The organism is Thermoanaerobaculia bacterium (assembly GCA_035260525.1).
In the GTDB taxonomy this organism is placed as follows: Bacteria; Acidobacteriota; Thermoanaerobaculia; order UBA5066; family DATFVB01; genus DATFVB01.
The window spans coordinates 1-22239 of sequence record DATFVB010000318.1; the positions used below are offsets into that span (position 1 = coordinate 1).

26 protein-coding genes are annotated in these 22239 nt (G+C 68.9%); 14 read left to right on the forward strand and 12 right to left on the reverse strand.

Annotated features, from left to right (window positions below):
• A partial coding sequence (locus tag VKH46_15050; GenBank protein HKB72163.1) for a Phenylacetic acid catabolic protein occupies nucleotides 1–1038 on the reverse strand: 1038 nt, incomplete at its 3' end.
• Nucleotides 1039–1090: 52 nt separating this feature from the next.
• Between VKH46_15050 and VKH46_15055 the strand changes: the two genes are divergently transcribed.
• Nucleotides 1091–1825 (forward strand): class I SAM-dependent methyltransferase, encoded by a 735-nt coding sequence (locus VKH46_15055; GenBank protein ID HKB72164.1) that lies wholly within the window; start codon nucleotides 1091–1093, stop codon nucleotides 1823–1825.
• Nucleotides 1826–2163: 338 nt separating this feature from the next.
• The gene (locus VKH46_15060) at nucleotides 2164–2976 is read left to right on the forward strand and encodes a cyclase family protein (protein HKB72165.1); all 813 of its coding nucleotides are present in this window, start codon (nucleotides 2164–2166) and stop codon (nucleotides 2974–2976) included.
• Nucleotides 2977–3066: 90 nt separating this feature from the next.
• Here the strand turns inward: VKH46_15060 and msrA are convergent, their stop codons facing one another.
• Both msrA and bcp read right to left on the reverse strand, forming a co-directional pair.
• Nucleotides 3067–3672, reverse strand: coding sequence for a peptide-methionine (S)-S-oxide reductase MsrA (msrA, locus tag VKH46_15065; protein ID HKB72166.1), 606 nt, complete (start codon nucleotides 3670–3672; stop codon nucleotides 3067–3069).
• A 135-nt stretch (nucleotides 3673–3807) separates the two neighbouring features.
• Nucleotides 3808–4269: a thioredoxin-dependent thiol peroxidase gene (bcp, locus tag VKH46_15070; protein ID HKB72167.1), complete on the reverse strand. Its 462-nt coding sequence runs from the start codon at nucleotides 4267–4269 to the stop codon at nucleotides 3808–3810.
• 62 nt (nucleotides 4270–4331) lie between these two features.
• Here bcp and VKH46_15075 point away from each other — a divergent pair, with 62 nt between their 5' ends.
• Nucleotides 4332–4985 (forward strand): hypothetical protein, encoded by a 654-nt coding sequence (locus tag VKH46_15075; GenBank protein ID HKB72168.1) that lies wholly within the window; start codon nucleotides 4332–4334, stop codon nucleotides 4983–4985.
• Between the two features lie 25 nt (nucleotides 4986–5010).
• Nucleotides 5011–5793, forward strand: coding sequence for a hypothetical protein (locus VKH46_15080; protein ID HKB72169.1), 783 nt, complete (start codon nucleotides 5011–5013; stop codon nucleotides 5791–5793).
• 9 nt (nucleotides 5794–5802) lie between these two features.
• Here the strand turns inward: VKH46_15080 and VKH46_15085 are convergent, their stop codons facing one another.
• Together VKH46_15085 and VKH46_15090 are read right to left on the reverse strand one after the other, a co-directional pair.
• Nucleotides 5803–6534 carry a methyltransferase domain-containing protein gene (locus VKH46_15085; GenBank protein HKB72170.1) on the reverse strand — a complete coding sequence of 244 codons (732 nt, stop codon included), beginning with the start codon at nucleotides 6532–6534 and terminating at the stop codon, nucleotides 5803–5805.
• Nucleotides 6531–7637: a glycosyltransferase family 4 protein gene (locus VKH46_15090; GenBank protein ID HKB72171.1), complete on the reverse strand. Its 1107-nt coding sequence runs from the start codon at nucleotides 7635–7637 to the stop codon at nucleotides 6531–6533. Before VKH46_15090 ends, VKH46_15085 begins: the two co-directional genes overlap by 4 nt.
• Nucleotides 7638–7684: 47 nt before the next feature.
• Here VKH46_15090 and VKH46_15095 point away from each other — a divergent pair, with 47 nt between their 5' ends.
• Nucleotides 7685–8374 carry an SDR family oxidoreductase gene (locus VKH46_15095; protein ID HKB72172.1) on the forward strand — a complete coding sequence of 230 codons (690 nt, stop codon included), beginning with the start codon at nucleotides 7685–7687 and terminating at the stop codon, nucleotides 8372–8374.
• A gap of 162 nt (nucleotides 8375–8536) precedes the next feature.
• The gene (aat, locus tag VKH46_15100) at nucleotides 8537–9229 is read left to right on the forward strand and encodes a leucyl/phenylalanyl-tRNA--protein transferase (protein ID HKB72173.1); all 693 of its coding nucleotides are present in this window, start codon (nucleotides 8537–8539) and stop codon (nucleotides 9227–9229) included.
• 13 nt (nucleotides 9230–9242) lie between these two features.
• Here aat and VKH46_15105 read toward each other — a convergent pair whose 3' ends face one another.
• From VKH46_15105 to VKH46_15120, 4 genes are all read right to left on the reverse strand, one after another.
• Nucleotides 9243–9374, reverse strand: a complete 132-nt coding sequence (locus VKH46_15105) for a hypothetical protein (GenBank protein ID HKB72174.1) — start codon at nucleotides 9372–9374, stop codon at nucleotides 9243–9245.
• A 57-nt stretch (nucleotides 9375–9431) separates the two neighbouring features.
• Nucleotides 9432–11708, reverse strand: a complete 2277-nt coding sequence (gene clpA / locus VKH46_15110) for an ATP-dependent Clp protease ATP-binding subunit ClpA (protein ID HKB72175.1) — start codon at nucleotides 11706–11708, stop codon at nucleotides 9432–9434.
• Between the two features lie 91 nt (nucleotides 11709–11799).
• Nucleotides 11800–12054 carry a YfhL family 4Fe-4S dicluster ferredoxin gene (locus VKH46_15115; protein ID HKB72176.1) on the reverse strand — a complete coding sequence of 85 codons (255 nt, stop codon included), beginning with the start codon at nucleotides 12052–12054 and terminating at the stop codon, nucleotides 11800–11802.
• A gap of 418 nt (nucleotides 12055–12472) precedes the next feature.
• Nucleotides 12473–12787 carry an ATP-dependent Clp protease adaptor ClpS gene (locus VKH46_15120; protein ID HKB72177.1) on the reverse strand — a complete coding sequence of 105 codons (315 nt, stop codon included), beginning with the start codon at nucleotides 12785–12787 and terminating at the stop codon, nucleotides 12473–12475.
• An 82-nt stretch (nucleotides 12788–12869) separates the two neighbouring features.
• Between VKH46_15120 and VKH46_15125 the strand changes: the two genes are divergently transcribed.
• On the forward strand, nucleotides 12870–13694 hold the full coding sequence (locus VKH46_15125; GenBank protein HKB72178.1) for a hypothetical protein: 825 nt from the start codon (nucleotides 12870–12872) through the stop codon (nucleotides 13692–13694).
• 169 nt (nucleotides 13695–13863) lie between these two features.
• The gene (locus VKH46_15130; GenBank protein ID HKB72179.1) at nucleotides 13864–14448 is read left to right on the forward strand and encodes a hypothetical protein; all 585 of its coding nucleotides are present in this window, start codon (nucleotides 13864–13866) and stop codon (nucleotides 14446–14448) included.
• Nucleotides 14449–14532: 84 nt separating this feature from the next.
• Here the strand turns inward: VKH46_15130 and VKH46_15135 are convergent, their stop codons facing one another.
• A complete protein-coding gene (locus tag VKH46_15135) occupies nucleotides 14533–16308 on the reverse strand; it encodes a DUF885 family protein (GenBank protein ID HKB72180.1) in 1776 nt (591 codons plus the stop codon).
• Between the two features lie 92 nt (nucleotides 16309–16400).
• Here VKH46_15135 and VKH46_15140 point away from each other — a divergent pair, with 92 nt between their 5' ends.
• Nucleotides 16401–16865: a DUF983 domain-containing protein gene (locus tag VKH46_15140; GenBank protein HKB72181.1), complete on the forward strand. Its 465-nt coding sequence runs from the start codon at nucleotides 16401–16403 to the stop codon at nucleotides 16863–16865.
• 71 nt (nucleotides 16866–16936) lie between these two features.
• Here VKH46_15140 and VKH46_15145 read toward each other — a convergent pair whose 3' ends face one another.
• On the reverse strand, nucleotides 16937–18748 hold the full coding sequence (locus tag VKH46_15145) for an SLC13 family permease (protein HKB72182.1): 1812 nt from the start codon (nucleotides 18746–18748) through the stop codon (nucleotides 16937–16939).
• 48 nt (nucleotides 18749–18796) lie between these two features.
• Between VKH46_15145 and VKH46_15150 the strand changes: the two genes are divergently transcribed.
• Nucleotides 18797–19294 (forward strand): GAF domain-containing protein, encoded by a 498-nt coding sequence (locus VKH46_15150; protein ID HKB72183.1) that lies wholly within the window; start codon nucleotides 18797–18799, stop codon nucleotides 19292–19294.
• Nucleotides 19295–19410: 116 nt separating this feature from the next.
• Here the strand turns inward: VKH46_15150 and VKH46_15155 are convergent, their stop codons facing one another.
• Nucleotides 19411–19860 (reverse strand): DUF6496 domain-containing protein, encoded by a 450-nt coding sequence (locus VKH46_15155; GenBank protein HKB72184.1) that lies wholly within the window; start codon nucleotides 19858–19860, stop codon nucleotides 19411–19413.
• A 166-nt stretch (nucleotides 19861–20026) separates the two neighbouring features.
• Between VKH46_15155 and VKH46_15160 the strand changes: the two genes are divergently transcribed.
• The 4 genes from VKH46_15160 to VKH46_15175 form a co-directional block, all read left to right on the forward strand.
• Complete coding sequence (locus VKH46_15160) at nucleotides 20027–20233, forward strand: amino acid transport protein (protein HKB72185.1); 207 nt, start codon at nucleotides 20027–20029, stop codon at nucleotides 20231–20233.
• Nucleotides 20234–20302: 69 nt separating this feature from the next.
• Complete coding sequence (locus tag VKH46_15165) at nucleotides 20303–20821, forward strand: DUF4136 domain-containing protein (GenBank protein HKB72186.1); 519 nt, start codon at nucleotides 20303–20305, stop codon at nucleotides 20819–20821.
• A gap of 510 nt (nucleotides 20822–21331) precedes the next feature.
• Entirely contained in the window at nucleotides 21332–21793 is a 462-nt protein-coding gene (locus tag VKH46_15170; GenBank protein ID HKB72187.1) for a hypothetical protein, read from the forward strand.
• Nucleotides 21794–21861: 68 nt separating this feature from the next.
• Nucleotides 21862–22239 (forward strand): GNAT family N-acetyltransferase (locus tag VKH46_15175; protein HKB72188.1); only part of this gene is annotated, 378 nt, incomplete at its 3' end.

The following is a 22239-nucleotide window of genomic DNA, read 5'->3' on the forward strand; positions in this document are numbered from 1 at the left end:
CAGCACCTCCGCGACGTGGGCGGCGTACTCCTCGGGGGAGAGCTCCTCGCCCGTCACCGAGTATCGGCCATCCCGGAAGTCCCCGATGGCCCGGTGGAACTTGAGATCCGGCGAAGTCAGCTTCGGCTGTCCTTCCGGTACGAGGCGGTTGAGCTGTCCGATGAGCTGCGCGACCTCCTGGAAGTACTGGCCGCGCGACGTCTCGTTGAGATGCTCCTTGTCCGCCTCCGTCTCCTGCTTCGCCTCGTCGTAGCGCCCCTTGAGGCCCCAGACGTAGAGCCACTGCGCGGACGAGGAGTGGTCGGTCCCGAAGAGGTCGTAGGCGGTCGGCACCCACTTGTTGACGTATCGCTGGACGATCGGCAGCGGGACGACGCCGCGCTGGATCACGCGCTGGAGCCCCATGTGCCCCGTGCCGAGGTGGAAGGCCTCCTCCTTGAGCATCGGGCCCATCGACTTCGCGAGCGGCGCGAACGCGGAGGTCGAGAGCATGTTGAGCTGGAACTTTCCGTCGCGGTCGACGAACTCCGTGTACGTGAAGAAATCGAGCCAGTGGTCGACGTTGACGTTGAAAGAGCCGAGCAGGCGGTTGTTGTCCCACGCGCGGCGCTCGAGGAGCTTGCGCGCCTCGATCTTGCCGGTCTCGCCGAAATGGGTCACCAGCAGGTTGCACATCTGCCAGCCGTGGCGCATCTCCTCGACCATGATCCGGCACGCGGAGTCGAGATCGTACGAGGAGGGCGCGCTCTCGAGGAGATGGCGCTGCTGCTCGACCGAGGCGAACTCCGTGTCCCCCTGGTACACGATCAAGTTCAGGAGCGCGTCCCGGACCGGCTGGAGCGGGATCTGCGTGACGCGGTCCCACTTCCGGGCGCCGGCGAAGTCGCCGTACTCGATCTCGGCCGACTTGAGCTCGCCGAACTTGGCTTCGAACGGGAACTCGTCGAACTCTTCGGGCAACTTCAGTCCGATGTCGCTCTTCCACTGCCGGAAGTTGTCGATCCAGTCGTCGAACGTCGCGATTTTCCGAAGCCCCATCGCCACCTCCGTCGCCCGTGCGACGAAAACCCCATTATAGGGTGCATTTCCGGTGCCGGACACGGCGCCGACCCCGCGCGGCGGACCTGCTAATGTGAAGGGAATGCGCGACGTCCCTTTCACCCGTTCGCTTCCGATGCGGCTCCTGCGCCGCCGGGCGTCGATGGCCGCCGACTGGGACGAAAGGGCGCGCCGCGACGCGCTCCTCTACATCCGCCGGGAGGCCGCCGGGTCTCCCGACGCCTTCGAGGCGTCGGGCCGACGCGAGCTCGACGACGAAGTCCTCCGCGGCGTCTCGCTCCCGCCGGACGCCGTCGTCGTCGAGATCGGCTGCGGGATCGGACGGCTCGCGCGCGCGATCGCGCCGCGCGTGAAGAAGGTCTACGCGGGCGACCTTTCGTCCGAGATGCTCGACCGCGCCCGCGAATTCTGCGCCGGCTGCGGAAACGTCGAGCTCCTCCGCTTCGACGGGTCGCTGGCCGGCGTGCCTTCCGGATGCGCCGACTTCGTCTACTCGCATCTCGTCTTCCAGCACGTGCCGAGGCTGAAGTTCATCCGGACGTACTTCCGGGAGGCCGGGCGGGTCCTCAAGCCCGGCGGCGTCTTTCGCGCGAACGTCGACGGGCGGAGCCGGCAGTGGTACCGCCGTTACGCGGCGGACTCGTGGTCGGGGGTCGTTTTCTCGGACCGCCGCCTCCGCCGCGAGCTCGAGCGCGCGGGGTTTCGCGTCGAGCGCACGGAAGGCGCGGCCACGCAATACCTCTGGGCGACCGCGCGAAGAGAATGAGGGGTTCGATACCGTCCGCAGTCCACCCGCCGAAGCCCCGGCGAAGACGGGCGCTCACGGTCGTGAGCGCGTCGGTTGAGGAAATCCTTCGGTCGTTCGTTCGCCGGCGCTGCGCGCCCGCGGGCTCCCTCAGGATTTAGTCGGAAGCCCTCACGGTCGTGAGCGCTTCCGACTAAAGGTCCGCCCCCTCCCGGTTCTCGACAGGAGGGGGCGGAGAGGAAGGAGAGGAACCCGGAGTGCGCTAGTTTCAGCGCATGGGAAATAAATAGCGCCGCCGCGTCGCGATTACCTGATTCATTTGGATCAACGCGCTATCATTTCGGGCCCGGGAGGGCACCATGAAGACTCGAATCGCTGCGATCGCCGCCCTTCTCACGTTCGCGTCGGGAGCTCGCGCCGCGCGCCGGCCCCCGACCGGCGTCCCGGTCAACCTGTCGGCTTCGAAGATCGTCGACCTCACGCATCCCTTCGACGAGAAGACGATCTACTGGCCCAACGCGCCGTCGGGTTTCGTGCTCCACCGCGAGTCCTTCGGAAAGAGCGCGGCCGGATACTTCTACGCGGCCAACGACTTCTGCGCTCCGGAGCATGGAGGCACGCATCTCGACGCGCCGATCCATTTCTCCGAGGGAAAGCGGACGGTGGACCAGATCCCGGTCCGTCAGCTCGTCGGCCCCGGCGTGGTGATCGACGTCGCGGCGAAAGCGGCCGCGGATCGCGACTACCGGCTGTCGCTCGAAGACGTCCGCGCCTGGGAGAGGAAGCACGGCCCCGTTCCGACCGGAGCGATCGTCCTCCTGCGGACCGGCTGGTCCTCCCGCTGGCCGGACCGCAAGGCGTATCTGGGCGACGACACCCCGGGACGGATCACGAACCTCCATTTCCCCTCGTACGGCCGCGAAGCCGCCGAATATCTCGTGGGGAAACGGAGGGCCGGCGCGATCGGCGTCGATACCGCGAGCATCGACTACGGGCCCTCGACCGACTTCATCGTCCACCGGACCGTTCTCGGCGAGAACGTGCCCGGCCTCGAGAACCTCGCCGCCCTCGACGCCCTCCCGGAGACCGGCTTCTGGGTGATCGCGCTTCCGATGAAGATCGCGGGGGGCTCGGGAGCGCCGCTCCGCGTCGTCGCGATTCTGCCGAGGTGAGTCCGGCTCGATCGCCCGAGGAGCCGTCGCGAGCCGCCGGCCGCGTGTCCGGATCCCCGGATTTTCCGGGCGCAGATCCGCGAGGCTACGTCAGGACTTTCCCCAGAGCTGCCGCAGCCGCGCGTCGCGCCCGCAACCATCGCGGTACCGGTGATACGCGGCCGGGTTCTTCTTCCAGTAATCCTGGTGGTATTCCTCGGCGCGGTAGAACGGGCCGGCCGGCGTGATCTTCGTCACGATCGGTTCCTTGAACTTCTTCGTGCGCTCGATCTCCGCCTTCGATTCGAGAGCGTCGCGCTTCTGCTCTTCGGAATGGTAGAAGATCTCGGATCGGTAGGGGCCTCCGATTCCGCCCCAGTCGCAGAACTGACGGTCTTCCGTCGTCGGGTCGACGAGCTTCCAGAAGCGGTCGACGAGCTGGCGGTACGTGATCTTCGCCGGGTCGAAGAGCACCTCGACGGCCTCCGCGTGCCCCGTCGTGTGTGTTCCGACCTGCTCGTAGGTCGGATTCGGCACGTGTCCTCCGGTGTAGCCGGCGGTCACGGAGAAGACTCCGGGGATCTCCTCGAAGTCGTGCTGGGTGCACCAGAAGCAGCCTCCGGCGAAGGTCGCCTTTTCGAGGCGGGGCTTCGCCGCGGCAGCGCCCGCCGCGGCGGCGAATGCGAGAAGAGAGACGACGAGGAGGACTTTGCGCACGGTTCCTTCCTTTCGCGGCCGGAGCCGCCCGGGAATTCTGCCATGCCGAAACATCGGCATGCGCCGCCTTAATCCCGGACGTCGACGGACCCGGGACGAAAGAACGAAAGAGGGGACGTCCCCGGACCCGCCCGACTAGCCGGCCGCGGCGAGGACGTCCCGGGCGTGGTCCTCGGGCTTGACCTTCGGCCAGACCGCCGCGATCTTCCCTTTCTCGTCGATCAGGTAGGTCACGCGGTTCGTGCCCATGAACTTCCGGCCGTAGAGGCTCTTTTCGCCCCAGACGCCGTACGCCTGGACGATCTTCTTCTCGGGGTCGGCGAGCAGGCGGAACGGCAGCGAGAACTTCTCCGCGAACTTTCGGTGGGACTTCTCGTCCTGCGCGGACACGCCGAGGACCTCGATCTTCCGCTTCCGGAAAGCGCTCCAGGCGTCGCGGAACGAACAGGCCTCCTTCGTGCAGCCGGGCGTGTCGTCTTTCGGGTAGAAATACAGGACCACCTTCTTTCCGCGCAGATCGGAGAGCTTCACCGGCTCGCCGTCCTGGTCGACCGTCCTGAAGTCGGGGGCCCCGTCGCCGATCTCGAGAAGCGCCATGCGATCCTCCGAGTTTCGATCTTAACCGGAACTTCACGGAGAGGGAGTTAGGATCGGCGGCCATGAAGACCGCGCTCGTCCTCGGCCTTGTCGGCCTCGCCGCCGCCGCTTCCGCCGCCCCGGTCACGCGCGCCCAGCTCGTCGCGATGGCGAAAGAAGGGGTCGATCCGGCCGTGATGAAGGCGATCGTCGAGCGCGACTGCGTCGATTTCGAGGTCGACGCCGGCAACGCCGCCGACCTCTCGCGCATCCTCCCCGCGAGCGTGCTCGAGGCCGCGATCGCATGCCGAAGGGGGACCGCGCGGACGTCGGGTCCGGAGGCTTCGGCGGAGCCGGGCCGGGACGGCGCGGCGCCCGCTCCCGGGGCCTCCGCGGCGGAGGCGGAGCTTCGCGTGCGCGCGACCTTCATCGGCGAGTCGGCGCGCCTGGCGTGCGAATGCTCCCTCGACGGGAGGGCCATGGCGACGCTCGTCAAGGAAGAGCAGGGGAGATTCGGCGAGGCGGTCGAACGGGCGAAGATCGTTCGGGAAAGCGGGTTCGTCGCGGTCCTGCCGGGGCGGCATTCGGTCGTCTTCCGCTGCGACCCGCACGGACGGGAAGTGCCGTTCTCGTTCGACGTCGCGCCGGGCGAGCGCCGGACCATCGAGGTCGCGGAAACGGCGCTCCGCCGGTGGAAGCTCCGGCGGACCGTGACGGAGAAGCCGCCGACCCGGTGATCCCGCCGCGGATATCATCCCGGCCATGAGCGTCGGGATCCGAGCTTTTCACCCCCGCCTGGCCGCGTCCGTCGTTCTCGTCGCTTCTTTTCTTTCGGCGCCGCGGCCCGCCGCCGCCTCGAAATCGCCCGTGACTCCGGAGGGGATGACGATCGAGAAGCTCGTCCGCCTCGCGGTCGCCGCCTCGGGCGGCGCCGAGCGGATTCGCGCGCTGCGGTCGCTCCGCATGACGGGACGGATCGCGTTCACCGGAGGCGCCACCGTCCCGATCGCGGTCGAGCTCGCGCGGCCCGCGCGGGTCCGCACCGAGATGACGTTCCCGGCGGGCGCCTGGATCCAGGCCTTCGACGGCCGGAACGGCTGGACCGTCTCACCCTTCGCGAAAGTGCCGGGCCCCGCGCCGATGACGGCGGAGCAGCGGCGCAGCGCCGCGGAACAGGCCGACCTCGAAGGGCCTCTCGTCGATCCGGAGAAGAAGGGAATTCGCCTCGCGCTCGAAGGGAAAGTCGTCGTCGACGGGAAGGACGCCTGGAGGCTCCGGGTCGACCGGCCCGGCGGGGCCGTTCGGTATCTCGATCTCGACGCCGCGACCTCGCTGAAGGTGCGCTGGGAAGGGGATCTCGGCGAAGGAGAGGAGCGGAGCATGAATGCGTCGCTCTTCTCGGACTACCGTCCCGTCGAGGGCTTCGCGTTCCCGTTCCGCATCGAATCGGGTCCGCTCGGCGGGACGCCGGCGCAGGAGATCGTCTTCGAGAAGATCGAGGTGAACCCGGCGATCCCCGACTCCGACTTCGAGCCGCCGAAATAGTCGGCGGTTTCAGCGCTTCCGCGCGACGATCCGAAACAGGACGAGGAGCCCTTCGTCGTCGTCGACGGCGGCGCGCGCGATCTCGTCGCTGCGGCCGGCCGCCGCGCGGTCGAGCACGTAATCCTGCAGCAGCCTGCGGCTCTCGGGAAGCGGATCGGCGGCGACGATGTCGACGAGCCCCGTCCGCTCCCACTCGTTCCTCCACCATTCGACCGAATGGACGAAGGACCAGTGCTCGCCGAACGTCGCCCGCAGGAACTCCGGCGCGTCATCGGCCGTGGGGATCTCGCGCGTGAAGGCGACGTCGGCGACGCCGATGTGGCCCCCGGAGCGGACGAATCCGGCGAGGTAGGGGAGAAACCGGTCGTCCGTCCCGAAATAATGGTACGAGTCGATCGCGATCGCGGCGTCGAAGTATTCCTCGGCGAAGGGAAGGTCCCGGGCGTCGGCCCGCAGCGGGAAGACGAGCGACTCGCACCCGGCCCGGCGGATCGCGGCGAGATTCTCAGTCGGCGACACGTCGAGGTCGACCGCCCAGACGGCGGCGCCGTATTCGCGGGCGAGGAAGAGGGAGCTCGCGGCCCGGCCGCAGCCGAGGTCCAGGACGCGCTCGCCCCGCGCCAGCGAGATCGCCTCGGCGAGCCGCGCCGCCTGGACGGCCGGGTTCTGCCCGCTCGACGCGCGGAGGCTTCCGTCCGGCGCCTTCCGCCGGCCGGCCTTCGGCGGAGCGGAGCTCTTCAACGGCGCGCGGCCTCTCGCCGCGCCGCCCGGCGCCGGGAGAGGCGCCGGTAGAGCTCTTCGTATCCGGCGGCCATCCGGCGGTAGTCGAAGCGCGCTCGCGCGGCCCGGCGGACGTTCACGCGGTCGATCGCGGCGGCTCGTCCCACGGCGGCGGCGAGATCGTCGAGCGATTCCGCCAACCAGCCGGTGACGCCTTCCTCGACGAGCTCGGGGAGGGATCCCCGCGGCGTGGCGACGACCGGCGTGCCCGCCGCCATCGCTTCGGCGACGACGAGCCCGAAGGGCTCCTCCCACCGGATCGGAAAGAGAAAGGCCCGCGCGCCGCTCATGAGCTCGAGGACGCGGCGGTTGGGAAGGCGCCGGTGGAGAACGACGCGCTCGCCGTCGACGTGCGGGGCGATCTCGGTTTCGTAGTATGCGCGGCTCTCCGGAAGATACGGCGACACGTCGCCGACGATGACGAGCGGAAGCCCGGCCCGCCGTGCGATCTCGATCGCGTCGGCCGCGCCCTTGCCGGGAACGAGCCGGCCGACGGTCAGGAGGTAGCCGCCGGGCTCCGCGCCGAACGGCGCGGCGTCCACGTCGATGCCGTTGAGCACGACCGGCAGCGTCGGGTCGAGCGATTCGGCCTGCGCTCGCGAGACGCAGGCGAACGCGAGCTTCGGAAACCTCTCCCGGTAATACGCGTAAATGGGCCTCTCCATGTAGTCGAACGTGAGGAGCGTCGGACAATCGGCGCGGTCGGAGAAGTACGCGGCGGACGTCGGCCAGTGGGCGTGGATGACGTCGAACTCCCCCGAGCGCTCGTACGCTTCCGAGGCGTTGCGTACGTCGAGCTCCCGTTCGAGATAGAGATTCGAGCCGGGATCGTCCTGCGTCGCCCGCGCGACGACCGACCGGAGCTCGGCCTCCGTTCGGGAATCGCCGGAGGCGAAGAGCGTCACGCGGTGGCCGCGCTCGAGGAGCCCCCGGGTCAGATTCGCGATCACGAGCTCGGTGCCGCCGGTGTCCCGCGGCGGGACCCGGCAGGCGATGCCGGCGATCTGCGCGATCGCGAGCGGCTTCGGCGGCGGAGGGCGGAAGAGGTGGCGAGACGGATCCACGGACGCGAAAATTGCAAGAACCGTTCCGCGAAGGCGGAGGAGGGATTATGACACGGACCGCTCTGGTCACCGGAGGCAACCGGGGAATCGGCTTCGAGGTCTGCCGCGAGCTCGCGCGGCTGGGGCTGAAGGTGATCCTGGCCGCGCGTGACCGCGAGGCGGGGGAAGCGGCGGCGGCAAAGGTCCGGAAGGAAGGGTCGGACGTGCGCTTCGAGCCGATGGACGTCTCGATCGACGCCTCGGTCGAGACGTGCGCGCGCCGGCTCGCCGAGAGCGGCGCTCCGGTCGACGTTCTCGTCAACAACGCCGCGATCGACCCCGGCGAGGGACTTCTCGACCCGTCGGCCGTCGTCCTGCGGGAAACGATGGAGATCAACTTCTTCGGTGCTTCGCGAACCTGCCGGGTGTTCGTCCCCGACATGGTCGCGCGCGGCTACGGACGGATCGTCAACGTCTCGTCGGGATCGGGCTCGTTCGCCGAGGGACTGCCGGGACCTCCCGCCTACTGCGTCTCGAAGGCGGCGCTGAACGCGTTCACCGTGAAGCTCGCCGGAGAGCTCTCCGGCGACGTCAAAGTCAACGCCGTGTGTCCGGGCTGGGTGCGGACGCGGATGGGAGGGAGAAGCGCGGACCGGTCGGTCGAAGAAGGCGCCGACACGATCGTCTGGCTCGCGACCCTTCCCGCGCGCGGGCCCAACGGAGGATTCTTCCGGGATCGCAAACGGATCGCGTGGTAGGCGTGACCCAATTCGAAGGACGAAGTCCGAAATGACCCAAACGGATCCGTTTCGCGTTTCGAAGCTTGGAGATTCGGTTTTGTTTCGAGTTTCGATATTCGAATTTCGGATTTGAAGGACGCGGCACCGGTGTCATCGGAGCGCTGCTTGTAGACTTTTCCCATGCCCGTCTTCCGCCTCGACGACCGCCTCGTGTTCCCCTCGCCGTCGCTCGCCGAAGAAGGCCTCCTCGCCGTCGGCGGCGACCTCGCGCCCGAACGTCTCCTGCTGGCGTATTCCTCGGGAATCTTCCCCTGGTACGACGAGGGCCAGCCGATCCTCTGGCATTCCCCCGACCCCCGGATGGTGCTCGAGACGGCGAAGCTCCACGTGCCGAAGAGCCTCGAGAAGCGGATGAAGAAGGCGCCGTACCGGCTGACCATGGACACGGCCTTCCGGGCGGTGATGGAAGGGTGCGCCGCGGCGCGCCGCCCCGAAGGCCCCGGCACCTGGATCACGCCGGAGATGGTCGACGCCTACGCCGAGCTCCACCGCCGCGGCTTCGCGCATTCGGTCGAAGCCTGGAGCGGCGACGCGCTCGCCGGCGGTCTCTACGGCGTCTCGCTCGGGGCGGCCTATTTCGGCGAGTCGATGTTCGCGCGCCTTCCGGATGCCTCGAAGATCGCGTTCGTCGCGCTCGCGCGCCAGCTCGGCCGCTGGGGGATCACGCTCATCGACTGCCAGGTGTACACGGAGCATCTCGAACGGTTCGGCGCCGAGGAATGGCCGCGCCGGCGATACCTCCGCGCGCTCGCCGCCGCGGTCGCGAAGCCGACCCGCCGGGGGAAGTGGCAGTTCGAGGAGGAGAGCGGTTAGTTAGGGGAGGACGTCAGGAGACGGCCGCCTCGGCCGACAGCGTCACCTTTCCGTCGGAGAAATCGACTGTCACGGAGCCTCCCCTCTCCAGTTTTCCGAAGAGGATCTCGTCGGTCAGGGGGTCGCGGATCTCCGTCTGGAGCACCGCGAGAGCGGCCGGGCGCCGAAGAGACGGGCCGCCGAGTTGAAGCGGGCGAGCCGCTTAACTCGGCGCTGCCGTCGCCGCCCCGGGCGACAGAGTGACCTTTCCGTCGGCGAAATCCACGACCACGGTCCCGCCCTGCTGGAGCTCCCCGAAAAGGATCTCGTCGGTCAGCGGGTCGCGTAGCTCCGCCTGGAGCACGCGCGAGAGCGGCCGGGCGCCGAACGCCGGGTCGTATCCCTTTTTCGCAAAATAGGCGCGCGCCGCTGGCGTCAGCCGGATCGTGATCTTCCGCTCGGCGAGCTGGAGCTCGAGCTCGCGGATGAACTTGTCGACGATCGTCTCCATGACGGCCGGCGTCAGCGGGCGGAACGCGACGATCGCGTCGAGGCGGTTGCGGAACTCCGGCGCGAAGAGGCGGTCGATCGCCTCCTTCGTGCGGTGAGGCGCGTCCTTCAGGGCGTCCGCGGAGAACCCGATCGCGCCGGCCGCCGCCTCCCGCGAGCCCGCGTTCGAGGTCATGATGAGGACCACCTGCCGGAAGTCGGCCTTGCGGCCGTTGTTGTCGGTGAGTGTGGCGTGGTCCATCACCTGCAGCAGGATGTTGAAGAGGTCCGGGTGCGCCTTCTCGATCTCGTCCAGCAGCACGACGCTGTACGGGTGGGACCGGATCGCGTCGACGAGGAGGCCTCCCTGCTCGAATCCGACGTAGCCGGGCGGCGCGCCGATCAGCCGGGCGACCGCGTGCTTCTCCATGAACTCGCTCATGTCGTAGCGAAGAAACTCGCTGTCGAGCTGCCGGGCGAGCTGCCGCGCAAGCTCCGTCTTGCCCACACCCGTCGGGCCGATGAAGAGGAAGGTTCCGGCCGGATGATCCGGATGCCCGAGGCCGGCACGCGAGCGTTTGATCGCCCGTGAGACGGCCCGGACCGCTTCCTCCTGGCCGAAAACCACTCCTTCGAGCGCCGCTTCGAGCAGGCGCAGGCGGTCCTTCTCCGGAACCGTGACCTGCTGCGCCGGGATCCGCGCCATGCGGGCGACGACGCGCTCGACCTCCGGCTCTCCCACGGTCCCCGCGCGGTCGCCGGAGCGGAGGCGAAACGCCGCCCCCGCCTCGTCCATCACGTCGACGGCGCTGTCGGGAAGCTTCGAATCGCGCAGATGCCGCGACGCGAGACGCACGGCGGCGTCGAGCGCCTCCTCGGTGTAGGTCACGCGGTGATGCTCCTCGTACCGGGAGCGAAGGCCGCGCAGGATCTTCCGCGCGTCCTCGAACGACGGCTCGTCGACGGCGATTTTCTGGAGGCGTCGCGCGAGCGCCCGGTCCTTCTCGACGTGCTTGAACTCCTCGTGCGTCGTCGATCCGATGAGGCGGAGCTTCCCCTCGGTCAGGATGGGCTTGACGAGGTTCGCGAGGTCCATCGTCCCGCCGGTCGTCGCCCCCGCCCCGACCATCGTGTGGAGCTCGTCGATGAAGAGCACGGGCCTGGGCTTCTTCGCGAGCGCCGCCGTGAGCGCCTTGAACCGCTCCTCGAAGTCGCCGCGGTACCGCGTGCCGGCCAGCAGCGCCCCGCCGTCGAGCGCGAAGATCTCGGCGTCCTTGAGCAGCGGCGGGACGTCGGATGCCAGGAGGCGCTGGGCGAGGCCCTCGACGAGCGCGGTCTTCCCGACGCCCGCCTCTCCGACGAAGACCGGGTTGTTCTTCCGGCGCCGGGCGAGGACCTCCATCGCGCGTTCGAGCTCGTCGGTCCGGCCCACGAGCGGGTCGAGCTCTCCGCGGCGGGCGCGCTCCGTGAGGTTCACCGTGAACGCGGCGAGGGGATCCTTCGGAGCGGACGGCTCCCGCTCGCCGGCCGGGGCGACGTCGCCCGCGGGCTCGCTTTCGCGATCGCCGGTCGGGACCTTCGTGATCCCGTGCGAGAGGTAGTTCAGCACGTCGAGCCGCGTCACTCCCTGCGCGGCGAGCATCTTTGCCGCCTGCGTCTTCGGCTGTCCGAGGATCGCGGCGAGCAGGTCCCCCACGCTCACGCCCTCGTCGCGTCCGGAGTTCTCGACGTGGAGAATCGCGATCTGGAGGACGCGCCGGAAAGCGAGGGTCTGGATCGGCTCGGCGGCGGCGACTCCTTTCGGCAGCGTCTCGACCGATTCCTCGAGGTGGCGCTTGACCTCCGCCCGGAGCCGAGACACGTCCGCGCCGCAGGCCGCGAGGATCTCCTCGCCCGCCGGGTCGTGGACGATGGCGTACAGGAGGTGCTCGAGCGTCAGATGGGCGTGGCGCCGGGTCTGCGCCTCCCGGAAGGCGACCGTCAGGACCATCTCGACCGCGGCGGACAGCATGCCGGATTCATTCTAACCGGCTGAACGGAGCGTCCGCTCCGAGCACCCGCGAACCGGCCGGACCCGGCACTCCCCGCGCGTTTCGCCGGGGCTACGCCGCCGCGTGAATCCGCTCGAACTTGGCCTGAAGCGCGTCCCGGCTCTCGGTGTGGGCCGGGTCGATCACGATCGTTCCGTCGACCGGACACAGCTGGGCGCAGGTGGGCTCGTCGGCATGCCCGACGCATTCGGTGCAGAGTTCCGGGTTGACGAGGTAGATTCCGTCTCCCTGCGTGATCGCGTCGTTGGGACATTCGGGCTCGCACTTGCCGCAATCGATGCAGGTGTCCAGGATGACCATTGCCATGGAAAGCTCTCCTTCCGCGCCGGATCCGTTTCTCGGCGCAAAGAGATCATCCCAAGCGAAGGAATCGCCGTCCTGATTCATCCGCATCACCCCCGTCGGGGGGTGTGTGCCGGTTCCGCGGCTCGTCGAACCTCCCTCATCCGGCAGCCTACGGCCGCCACCTTCTCCCGGCGGGAGAAGTCGCGCGGTGGCGTCGCTTCGCGACGCAGCCTTGTGTCGACTCGACCGCGCCTGCGCGACCCGCTCGCCGACGCCTCCGCTCCCGCATTGCGGACCTTTCGCCTCGGTTACTTCGGCAAAAGGGTTCCACAATGCGAAGGGCCCCGGATCCCGCCATCTTCAGGGGGATCAGCGCCGAGGTCGGGGTTGGTGCCTCCTCTTCGCGAAGGGGAGCGCGGCGCCGATGACGCCCCGCCGGCTACTCTTCTTCGAGCGAGGCCCGCAGCGGAAACTCGTTCTCCCGCGCGCGCTGGTGCACGAGGTCGACTTTCGTCTCGGCGATCTCGAACGGGTACACGCCGCAGACGCCATGGCCGCGGGTGTGGACGTGCATCATGATCCGGTGCGCCTCGGCGGGCGACATGTGGAAGATCGTCTCGAGGATCTCGACGACGAAAGGCATCGTCGTGTAGTCGTCGTTGTGGAGGAGGACGCGGTAGAGCGGCGTCTTCCGGACTTCCGGCTTCTTTTCTTCGAGAACCTGGCCTCCCGGGGCGTTCGGAGATTCGGCCATTGCGCCATTTTATGGCCGGCGGGGGCGAGGGAGGGCGGCCGCGAGCAGCCGGAGGACGATTTTCATCGCGTAAGATTGATCGATGAAAAAGTTCCTCGCTGGCCTCGCGCTCGCCGCCGCGGCGCGCGCAGGCGCGGCGGGCATCTTCGCCTCCGATCTCTTCCGGGATCGCCTCTGGGACGACGGCCGCGCCGAGTACGACATCTACGCCGCGACCGAGGTCCGCGAGGGCCTTCCGCGGCCGGCCCGCGTCGTTTACCTGATCGTCAAGGAGCCGTTCGACCCGAAGACCCGGGTCAAGTCGGATCGTCCGGGCTCGATCGACGTCCTCAAGATGAACCAGGTGATCGACGTTCCGACCGGCGTCTACGCCTTCCATCAGATGGAATCGACGTTCTGGAATCGCGCCACCGCCGCCGTCCTCAAGGTGTCGCTCTCGTCGAACGACTCCTGTGGGAACTCGTTCAAGGAAGGGTGGCTCGAGGGCGGCGTCCTTCGGCTCCTCTTTCACACCTACTGGGACGGCGAGGCCGACGGCGAGCGGCGGATCCCGATGCCGCCGGGGGCCCTGTTCTACGACGAGCTCCCGATGAAGCTCCGTTGTCTGCGGCGGTTCGACGCGGGGGAGTACCCGGTCCGCCTTCTCCCGTCGATCATCGGGTCGAAGGTCGGCAGGCCCGCGTTCGGTCCGGCGACGATCCGCGTTCTCCCGCCGGCTGCCGACGGATCGATCCGGATCGAGGTCGCGCACGCGTCGGGGATCGACCGTTTCGCCTTCGACCGGGCGGCGCCGCATCTGCTGCGGTCGTGGAAGCGCGCCGACGGGAGCGCGCTCGAGCTTCGCAAATCCCAGCGGCTCGACTACTGGAACCGGAACCGGCCCGGCGACGAGAAGCTCCTGGAGTAGGGCGGACTCCCTGGAAAGCTCCGAGGTCGACCGGCTCCGTGCGGAGCTTCGGCGGCGGTTCTCCGGCGATCCGTCCGCGGCGTACCGCGAGTGGCATGCGATCCAGCACGAGCTCGCCGGAAGCGGCGACGCGGCGTCCTGCCGGGCGCTCGCCGACGACCTGTGGGAGATGATTCCCGAAATCGAGCGACGGATCGGGAGCGAGCGCGGCCGGTTCTTCAACAATCTCGGCGCCTTCTTCGGAACTCCGGGGCCGGCCGCCGAGCTCTCCCGGGCCGAGGAGTGCTTCGCGCGCTCGCTCGACTCCTGGAAGGAAGACGAGGAACGCCGCGCCCGGGCTCTTCACAATCGGGGAAGCGCGCTCGCTTCGCTCGCGGCGGCGCCCGCCGATCTCGCGCGGGCGATCGCCTGTTTCGAAGAGGCGCTCGGCTTCCGGAACGGGGAGCGGGAGATCGCCCGCGCCGTGACGCTGCATCACCTCGGGATCGCCCGCCGGAAGCTCGCCGACCGCGTCCCCGAAAGCGCTTCCGCGGAGCTCGAGCGAAGCCTCGGCGCGCTCGAAGAAGCGCTCGAGATCCGAATGCGGCAGGGCCTGGCGGCCGGCGCAGCTTCGACGCGGTTTCAGCTCGGGGTGACGCTCACGGCCCTCGGGCGGATCGGGCAAGCGCGGCGCGCGCTGCAGGAGGCCGCCGCGGAGCTCGAGGCCGCGGGAAAGACGGAAGAGGCGGCGCTCGCGCGCCGCCTCTCGGAATGAGAAAAAGCCCCGGCGGAGCCGGGGCTGGCTTTCAGAGATCCTTCTGGCCGCGTCTGTTCACGCGGCCTTCTGAGCCGCGATGGTTCACGCGGCCTTCTGAGCCGCGATCCACGCGTCGATGCGCGTCTGGAGCACGTCCATCGGCAGGGCGCCCGCGCCGAGCACCTCGTCGTGGAACTTCCGGATGTCGAACTTCTCGCCGAGCTCCTTCTTCGCCTTCTCCCGGAGGGCGAGGATCGTGAGCTGGCCGATCTTGTAGCCGAGCGCCTGCGCCGGCCACGAGATGTACCGGTCCGTTTCGCTCTGAACTTCGACCTCGTCGCTTCCCGAGTGAGCGTGGAAGAAATCCACCACCTGCGGGCGCGTCCACTTCTTGTAGTGGAGCCCCGTGTCGACGACGAGGCGGATCGCCCGGAGCATCTCGTCCTGGTAGTGGCCGTAGAGCTGATACGGGTCCTGGAAGAACCCGGCGTCGCGCCCGAGGTCCTCGGCGTAGAGCGCCCACCCCTCGACGTAGGCCGTGTTGCCTCCCTGCTGCCGGAACGGCGGGATCGTCGGGAGCTCCTGCGCGATCGACAGCTGCATGTGATGGCCCGGCACGCCCTCGTGGTACGCGGTCGTCTCGATGTTGATGATCTTGCGCTTTTCGAAATCCCCCGTGTTGACGTTCACGACGCCGGGGCGCGACCCGTCGGGCGTTCCGGTGTTGTACTCGGCGCCGGCAGCGTCCTTCTCGCGGAACGCCTCCGTCGGCTTGACCTCGACTTTCGCCTTCGGCAGGCGGCCGAACATCTGCGGGAGCTTCGCCCACATCGCGGTGATGTACTTCGAATAGAGGTCGACGATCTCCTGCCGGGAGTGAGCGTGGAGCTTCGGGTCCTTCTCGATCGCCGCGTCGAACGCCTTGCGGTCCGCGTACCCCATTTTCTTCGCGATCTTCTCCATCTCGCCTTCGATCCGGGCGACCTCGCGCAGGCCGAGCTGGTGGATCTCCTCCGGGGTCATGTCGGTCGTCGTCGACTCCTTCACCCGGAACGCGTAGCGCGCCGCTCCGTCGGGAAGCGACCAGAGCCCGACTTCCGTCCGGCCCTTCGGCGCGTAGTCGTCCTTCACGAACTTCGCGAATTTCACGTACTCGGGCTCGATCGAATCCCGGATCGTCGCGACGAGCGCGTCGTGGATCCGCTTCTGATCCTCGGGAGAGACGGTCTTCGGGAACTTCGAGAGGCACAGCGCGAAGGGCGACTTCTCCGGATCCGCCTTCGCGATCGTCTCGGCCTGCGGGACGACCTTCTCGAGGAGGAACTTCGGGGGCATCAGGCCGTCGGCCATGCCGCGGCGCATGTGGTCCATCGTGTCGTCGAGCTGCTTCGGCAGGTTCTTCAGACGGGTCAGGTAATCGTCGTAGTCCTTCGTCGTGTCGAAAGCGAGATAATTGACGAACTGCGGCGCCTGGATGTGGAGTCCCGAGATCTGCGTCACCGGCATCTCCCAACCCTTGAACTTCGCCCCTTCGAGGCCCTCCTCGAGCTGCCGGACCATGAGGGTCTTGTTGAGCTGCTCCTGCTCGGGGAAGCCCGACGTGTCGATCGCCTCGAACCGCTTCAGAAACGCGGCCGATTTCGCGAGGTCCTTCTCGATCGCCGCGAGCGAGGTGTCGCTCGACTTGTCGTTCCATCGCTTGTCCCCGATGATCGACGCGAACTCGGGGTTGGTCGAGAGGGTGTACTCCCACTGCTCGGCGAGGAGATCGTTCAGGGCCTTGCGGCGAGCGTCCAGGGGCGCGGGCGGAGCGTCGGCCCCGAGCGAAACGGCCGCCAGCAGCGCGCCGAGCACGGTCAAAGTCACGAATCGAACCATCGGGCCTCCTTGTTTCTTCCGGCTACTACGGAGAAGCCGCTCATTTGTTCGGGAGCGCCGGCGTCTTCCGGCCGCACTACGATAGCAGGGCCATGGACGACGCGCCGCTTCCCGAGCCCGCCGCGCTGCCGGTCCGGGGGCCGTTCACGGCCGGAAACGCCGCGGCCTACCTTGGCCGGGCGCTGCGCCTCCGGTGCCCGGTCTGCGGCGAGCACCCGATCTTCCTTCCCTGGAGACGCGTGCGCTCGCTTCGCGAATGGCTGACGCCGCTCGAAGGATGCCCCCGCTGCCGGTACCGCTACGATCGCGAGCCCGGATACTTCCTCCTCGCGACGTGGGCCTTCAACTACGCCGCCGTCGGAGGCGCGGCGCTCGTCGCCTGGTTCCTCCTCGCGACGTTCACCTCGATCCCGCTCCTCCCGATGCTCCTGCTGCTCCTCATCCCGATGCCCGTCGCGAGCCTCCTCTTCGTCCGGCACGCGAAGTCGCTGTGGCTCGGGTTCGACCACTTCCTCGATCCCTTCCGGAAGAGGACTCCCCGCGCGCCGCGGCCGTGAATCGGGACTTGATTCGCGGCCGCCGAACGGCCGCTCCGCTCCGGACCTTCCGCCGGGGCTGGGGCTCCCCGTCAGAGGGGAAAGAACCGCGGGACGAGGACGACGATCCCGGCCACGAGCGCGACGACCAGAGGAAGACCCACCCGAAGGTAGTCGCGGAACCGGTACCCCCCCGGCCCCATGACGAGCACGTTCACGGGGTGCGAGAAGGGCGTGAGCATCGAGGTCGACGTCGCGAGCGCCACCGCCATCGCGAAAGCGCGCGGGTTGGCGCCGAGGTGCACGGCGGTCGAGACGGCGATCGGTCCCACGATGAGCGGCGTGGCGGCGCCCCCGGGGATCACCTGCGTGAGGATCGCGGTCAGGATCGTGAAGAGGGCGAGCAGCCCGTGCGGGCTCTCCGCGTGCGACGCGCCGATGAGAGCGCGCGCGACGAGTGCCGCCGCTCCCGAATGCGTCAGCGCGATCGACAGCGGCAGCATCGCGCCGATCAGGGACACCGCGCGCCAGTCGATCGACCGGTACGCCTCCTCCGAGGACAGTCCGCCGAAAAGCAGGAGGGCGACCGCGCCGACGAAAAGCGCGGTCGCGACCGAGGAGGGAAAGAGCATGGCGCCGACCATCGACGCGAGCACGATCGCGACGGAGATGCGGCGGCGCGCCGGAGGAGGGGGCGCGGCGAGGTCCTCGTGGCCCAGAACCAGGATCTCTCCCTCGTCGCGCATCCGCTGGAACGCCGCGCGCGGGCCCTGCATCAGGAGGGCGTCGCCGAACTGCAGCGGCGTCTCCGCGAGACCCCCGGTCTCGACGAACGCGCCGTCCCTCCAGACCGACAGGACGGAGACGCCGCCGAGCGCTTCGCGGAAGTTGATCTCGCGCAGGCTCCGGTTGGCGAAACGCGACCGCGGCGCGACGACGCCTTCCACGAGCGCCACGCGGGGCGAGGAGAGATAGCGGGTCGGTCTCTTCAGGCGGATGATCTCGAGGCCGGCTTCGCGCATCACGGCCGGGTCGGGGGGCACGCCGTCGAGAACGAGAATGTCCCCGGCGGCCAGAGGCTGCTCCTTCTCGGGAGCCCGCCGCTGCGTGCCGTCGGCATGGACGACGGCGACGACGACGACGCCGAGGTCGTGAGCGATGCCGCTCTTTCCGAGCGTCGTGCCGGCGATCGGCGAGCCGGGAAGGATCCGCGCGCTCTCGATGCGGCGGCCGAGCTCGTAGATCTGCGTGAGCGTCCGCGGCGGGGCGCCCCCGGCGAGCCGGTCCTCGGGCTCCGAGCGCGCGGGGAGAAGACGCGGCGCGACGAGGCCGGCGTAGAGCAGCCCCGCGAGCGCGAGCGTCCCGCCGACGGGAAGGAAATCCATGAGACCGAAGGGCGCGAATCCCTTCTGGCGCAGCATCTCGCCGACGACGATGTTCGAGGTCGTGAGGAGCGTCGCCATTCCGCCGAGCTGGGTCGCCAGCGCGAGCGGAAGCAGCACCTTCGACGGCGAGATGCGGCTGCGGCGGAGCGCGTCGGTGGCCCCCGGCAGCAGCACCGCGGCCGCGGCGATGTTGTTCATCACGAGGGAAAAGCCCGCGGCGGCCAGGAGGATGGCCGCGCGCAGCACCGGGGGACGCCCCGCGCTGAGCTTCACGAAGCCGGACCCGAGGCGCCGGGTGAGCCCGCTGCGCGTCAGCGCCCCGCTGAACAGGAACGCCGCGATCAGGATCACGATCGCGGGGCTCGCGAATCCCGAGAAAGCTTCGTCGAAGTCGACGTATCGGAGGAGGAGGAGCACGGCCAGGAGTCCCAGTGCGACCCGGTCGGGCGAGACGATCTCCCACAGGAACGCGGCGGTGGCGAGCGCCACGAGAGCGAGAAGCACCGGGGCGCCCAGCATCGCGTGATTCTAAACAATGGCCGCGGACACGCGCAGTAAGATCGCGGCGTGCACGACTCCGTTTTCGACCGGGCCGCCCCGAAACCCGAGCTCTATGCGGCGCTCGTCCGGTCGCTGCAGTCGCTGGTCGCCGACGAGCCGGACGCGATCGCCAACCTCGCCAACTCCGCCGCGCTCGTCTGGGAAGCGCTTCCCGACATCAACTGGGCCGGTTTCTACCTGAACCGCGGCGGCGAGCTGGTCCTCGGCCCCTTCCAGGGCAGGCCCGCGTGCGTTCGGATCGCGTTGGGGAAGGGAGTCTGCGGCACGGCCGCCGCGCGGCGCGAAACGGTCCTCGTCGAGGACGTCAACCGCTTTCCCGGCCACATCGCGTGCGATTCGGCTTCACGGTCGGAGATCGTCGTGCCGCTCGTCTCCGGGAACCGGCTGATCGGCGTTCTCGACGTCGACGCGCCGCGGGTCGGCCGCTTCGACGAGGACGACCGCCGCGGTCTCGAAGCGGTCGGGGCGATCCTCGCGGCGAAGATCCCCGCCGGGGGGATCTGAAAGGTCCGGCGCCCGATCTCCTCCAGCCCGCCCGTGAGGCAGGCGGAGATCGTTTTAAGGCGAACTCCTCCGCGAAATCGCGGGTGCGCGCGCGACGTTTATGCCGGAGGCGCCGGTCACCTCTTCTTGCGGGTGGCGGCGGCCTTCTTGGCCGCGCGGGACCGCGAAGCCGCCGAACGGCGCCGCGCGGCGCTTCGCGCGTGGCGCGACAGCGCCTTCTTCGACGCGGCGCTCTTTCCCTCCCTTCGCAGCGCGCGCGACGTCACCCGCGACCGCGTCGACGACGGCTTGCGCCGCTGTCCGCTCTGGCCTCTTCGCTCGTCCCTCGCCGCCCGCCGGCGGGTTCGGGGCGAGGCTTTTCCCTTCTTTGGCGGCGGAAGCTCCACGCCGGAGCGGCGGGCCTTCGAAAGCCCGATCGCGATCGCCTGTTTCGTCGAACGGGCGCCGTGCTTTCCTTCGCGGACGTGCTCCATCTCTTCGCGGACGAACTCGCCGGCCTGCGTGCTCGGCGCTTTTCCCTCTCGCTTGTCCTTTCGGGCGCGCCGGAGCGTCTTCTTCTCGGGCATGGTGGCTCCTTTCACGAACCGTCGAAGCAAGACGAATGCCGCGTGCGGAGCCATCACGGCTTAGAATCGAGACGAAAGGAGTCGGCGATGGGAGCGAAAGATTCGCGCAGGGACGCCCGCATCGAACGCTCGGCGGATGTCGTGCGGCCGATCCCGGGCTGATCCGATGCCGACCCCTTCGCAGCTCTTCATCGGTCTCGTCGCGGGCGCGATCGGCGTGGGCTATTTCGTGTACGGCAAGAAAGAGGGGCGTTTCGCCCCGATGCTTTCGGGCATCGCGCTGTGCATCTATCCGTATCTCGTCGCGAGCACCCTCTGGCTCTGCGTGATCGGCGCCGCGCTGCTCGCGGCTCCCTTCCTGGTCGAGTTTTGATCGGAATCCCCCGGAGCGGTAACCTTCTCACCGGACTGCTCGTATCGTGAAAGCAACGAGGAGGCTCCCATGAAGATCGGTGCCGTTCCGGCGATTCTCGGCGCTCTGGTGCTCGGCCTGGCGGGGTGCGCTTCGGTGACGACGTCGGCCGACTACGACCGTTCGACCGATTTCTCGAAATACCGGACGTACGCGTGGATCGAGAATGCCGAGCCGATCGGCAACGCGATCGTCCAGAAGCGGCTCACGGCGGCGATCGACGACCAGCTCGCGGGCAAGGGGCTGACGAAGAGCGACCCGCCCGACCTCCTCGTCTCGATGCACGCGCGTCTGACGAAGCAGGTCGAGTTCGAGACGACCGGCTGGGGCTACGGGCCGGGGCGGTGGCAGACGGGGATCCAGACGACCCGGCAGGAGATCCCGGTCGGGACCCTCGTCGTCGACCTCGTCGACGCGCGCGCGAAGGAGCTCGTCTGGCGTGGAATGGCGCGCCGGATCCTCGACCTGATGGCGTCTCCCGAAGAGAAGGAAAAAGCGACGCGCGACACGGTCGCGCACATGTTCGCGGCCTATCCCCCGGGAAGGTGACCGCGCGCCGGAGCGCGCTGGCAGGCTGCTGAAAAACGAATCCGGGCGGGGTGTCACGAGTCTTGCCGATCGTTCGCAGGACGGCGCGACGCTCCGGCGTGACGAGGTCGGGCGCCGGATCTTTTCAACGCGCGAACGGCAAGACTCGCGCCACCAGAAGGTTGCGGCGGCGCGGGCTCGCCGGCTTCGTTGCCGCACATAGACGATGCGGCCGGACAGGCCCGAGGCGCGGCGTCTTATATTCGAGCCCGCAGCGCTCGCAACCCCTCAGCAACCTGCTACTTCTTCTTTTCGGGCGCCCGGCTCGCGCCTTTTTCCCGAGCGCGGTGCGGGTCTTCCCGGGAAGATACGCGATCGTCTTCCTCCGTTTCGCGGCGGCCGCCGCCTCCTCGATGTGCTCGGCTTCTCCTTGTCCGTGTAACGGCTCTTGTCGCCCCGGGGCATGACGGCCTCCTTTCCCGGGAATGCGGCGCAATCACGGTGCCGGGGCACCTATAATCGGCGCCGACCTTGAACGATCCCGCCGTCCAGCCGCTCCTCGACGAAGAACATCTGCGGCTGCTCCGGATCGGCTATCTCGTCTCCGGCGCGATGAGCGCGATATTCGCCGCTTTCCCTCTGTTCTACGTCGCGATAGGGATCTTCTTCGTGCGAGGCATCGCAGGACCTTTCCGCAATGCCGCCGACGCGGATCCGACTCTTTTCGGGTGGATCTTCGTCGCGGTCGGCCTCTCGTTATTCGTCTTCCTCGCCAGCAACGCCGTCCTGAAGCTCGCCGCCGCGCGCGCGATCGGGCAGCGGCGCAGGCACACGTTCTGCCTGATCGCGGCCGCGCTCACGATGCTCGGTCTGCCGTGGGGCACCGTTCTCGGCGTGCTCTCCTTCGTCGTCCTCGAGCGGCCGAGCGTGAAAGCCCTGTTCGGGCTTCCTCCTTCGGCCGCGGCCGCGGCCGTCCCGCCGGCGGGCGCCTGACGTTCGGCGCGCTCCTCCTTCGGGTCTTGCGCGCCGCCGCGATCGCGACGCCGTCCTAGAATCCCGTCATGGAGTTCGCCGGCCGGAACCGTGGGAGCGGGAAGGAACGACCCGGCGAGGGCGCCGTCTCGGTCCGCCGCGGGCGGCGCAGCGATCGCGAGTTCGTCCTCGGCATCGCTCGCCGGCTCGCCGACTTCGATCTCCCGGAGTGGCGGTCGTCGGCGGAGATCGTCGCGGGGGAAGCGCGCACGCTCGAAGGGTTCTTCCGCCAGCCTCCGCCCGGCATGGAGCTCCTCGTCGCCGAAGCCGCGGGCGAACCCGCCGGCTTCGCGCTGCTCGAGACGGGGCGCGACTACTTCGACCGGCGGGAGCACGCTCATCTCGGCATCCTCGCGGTCGCGCGGGAGTCGGAGGGGCTCGGCGTCGGGAGCGCGCTCGTGGGGGCG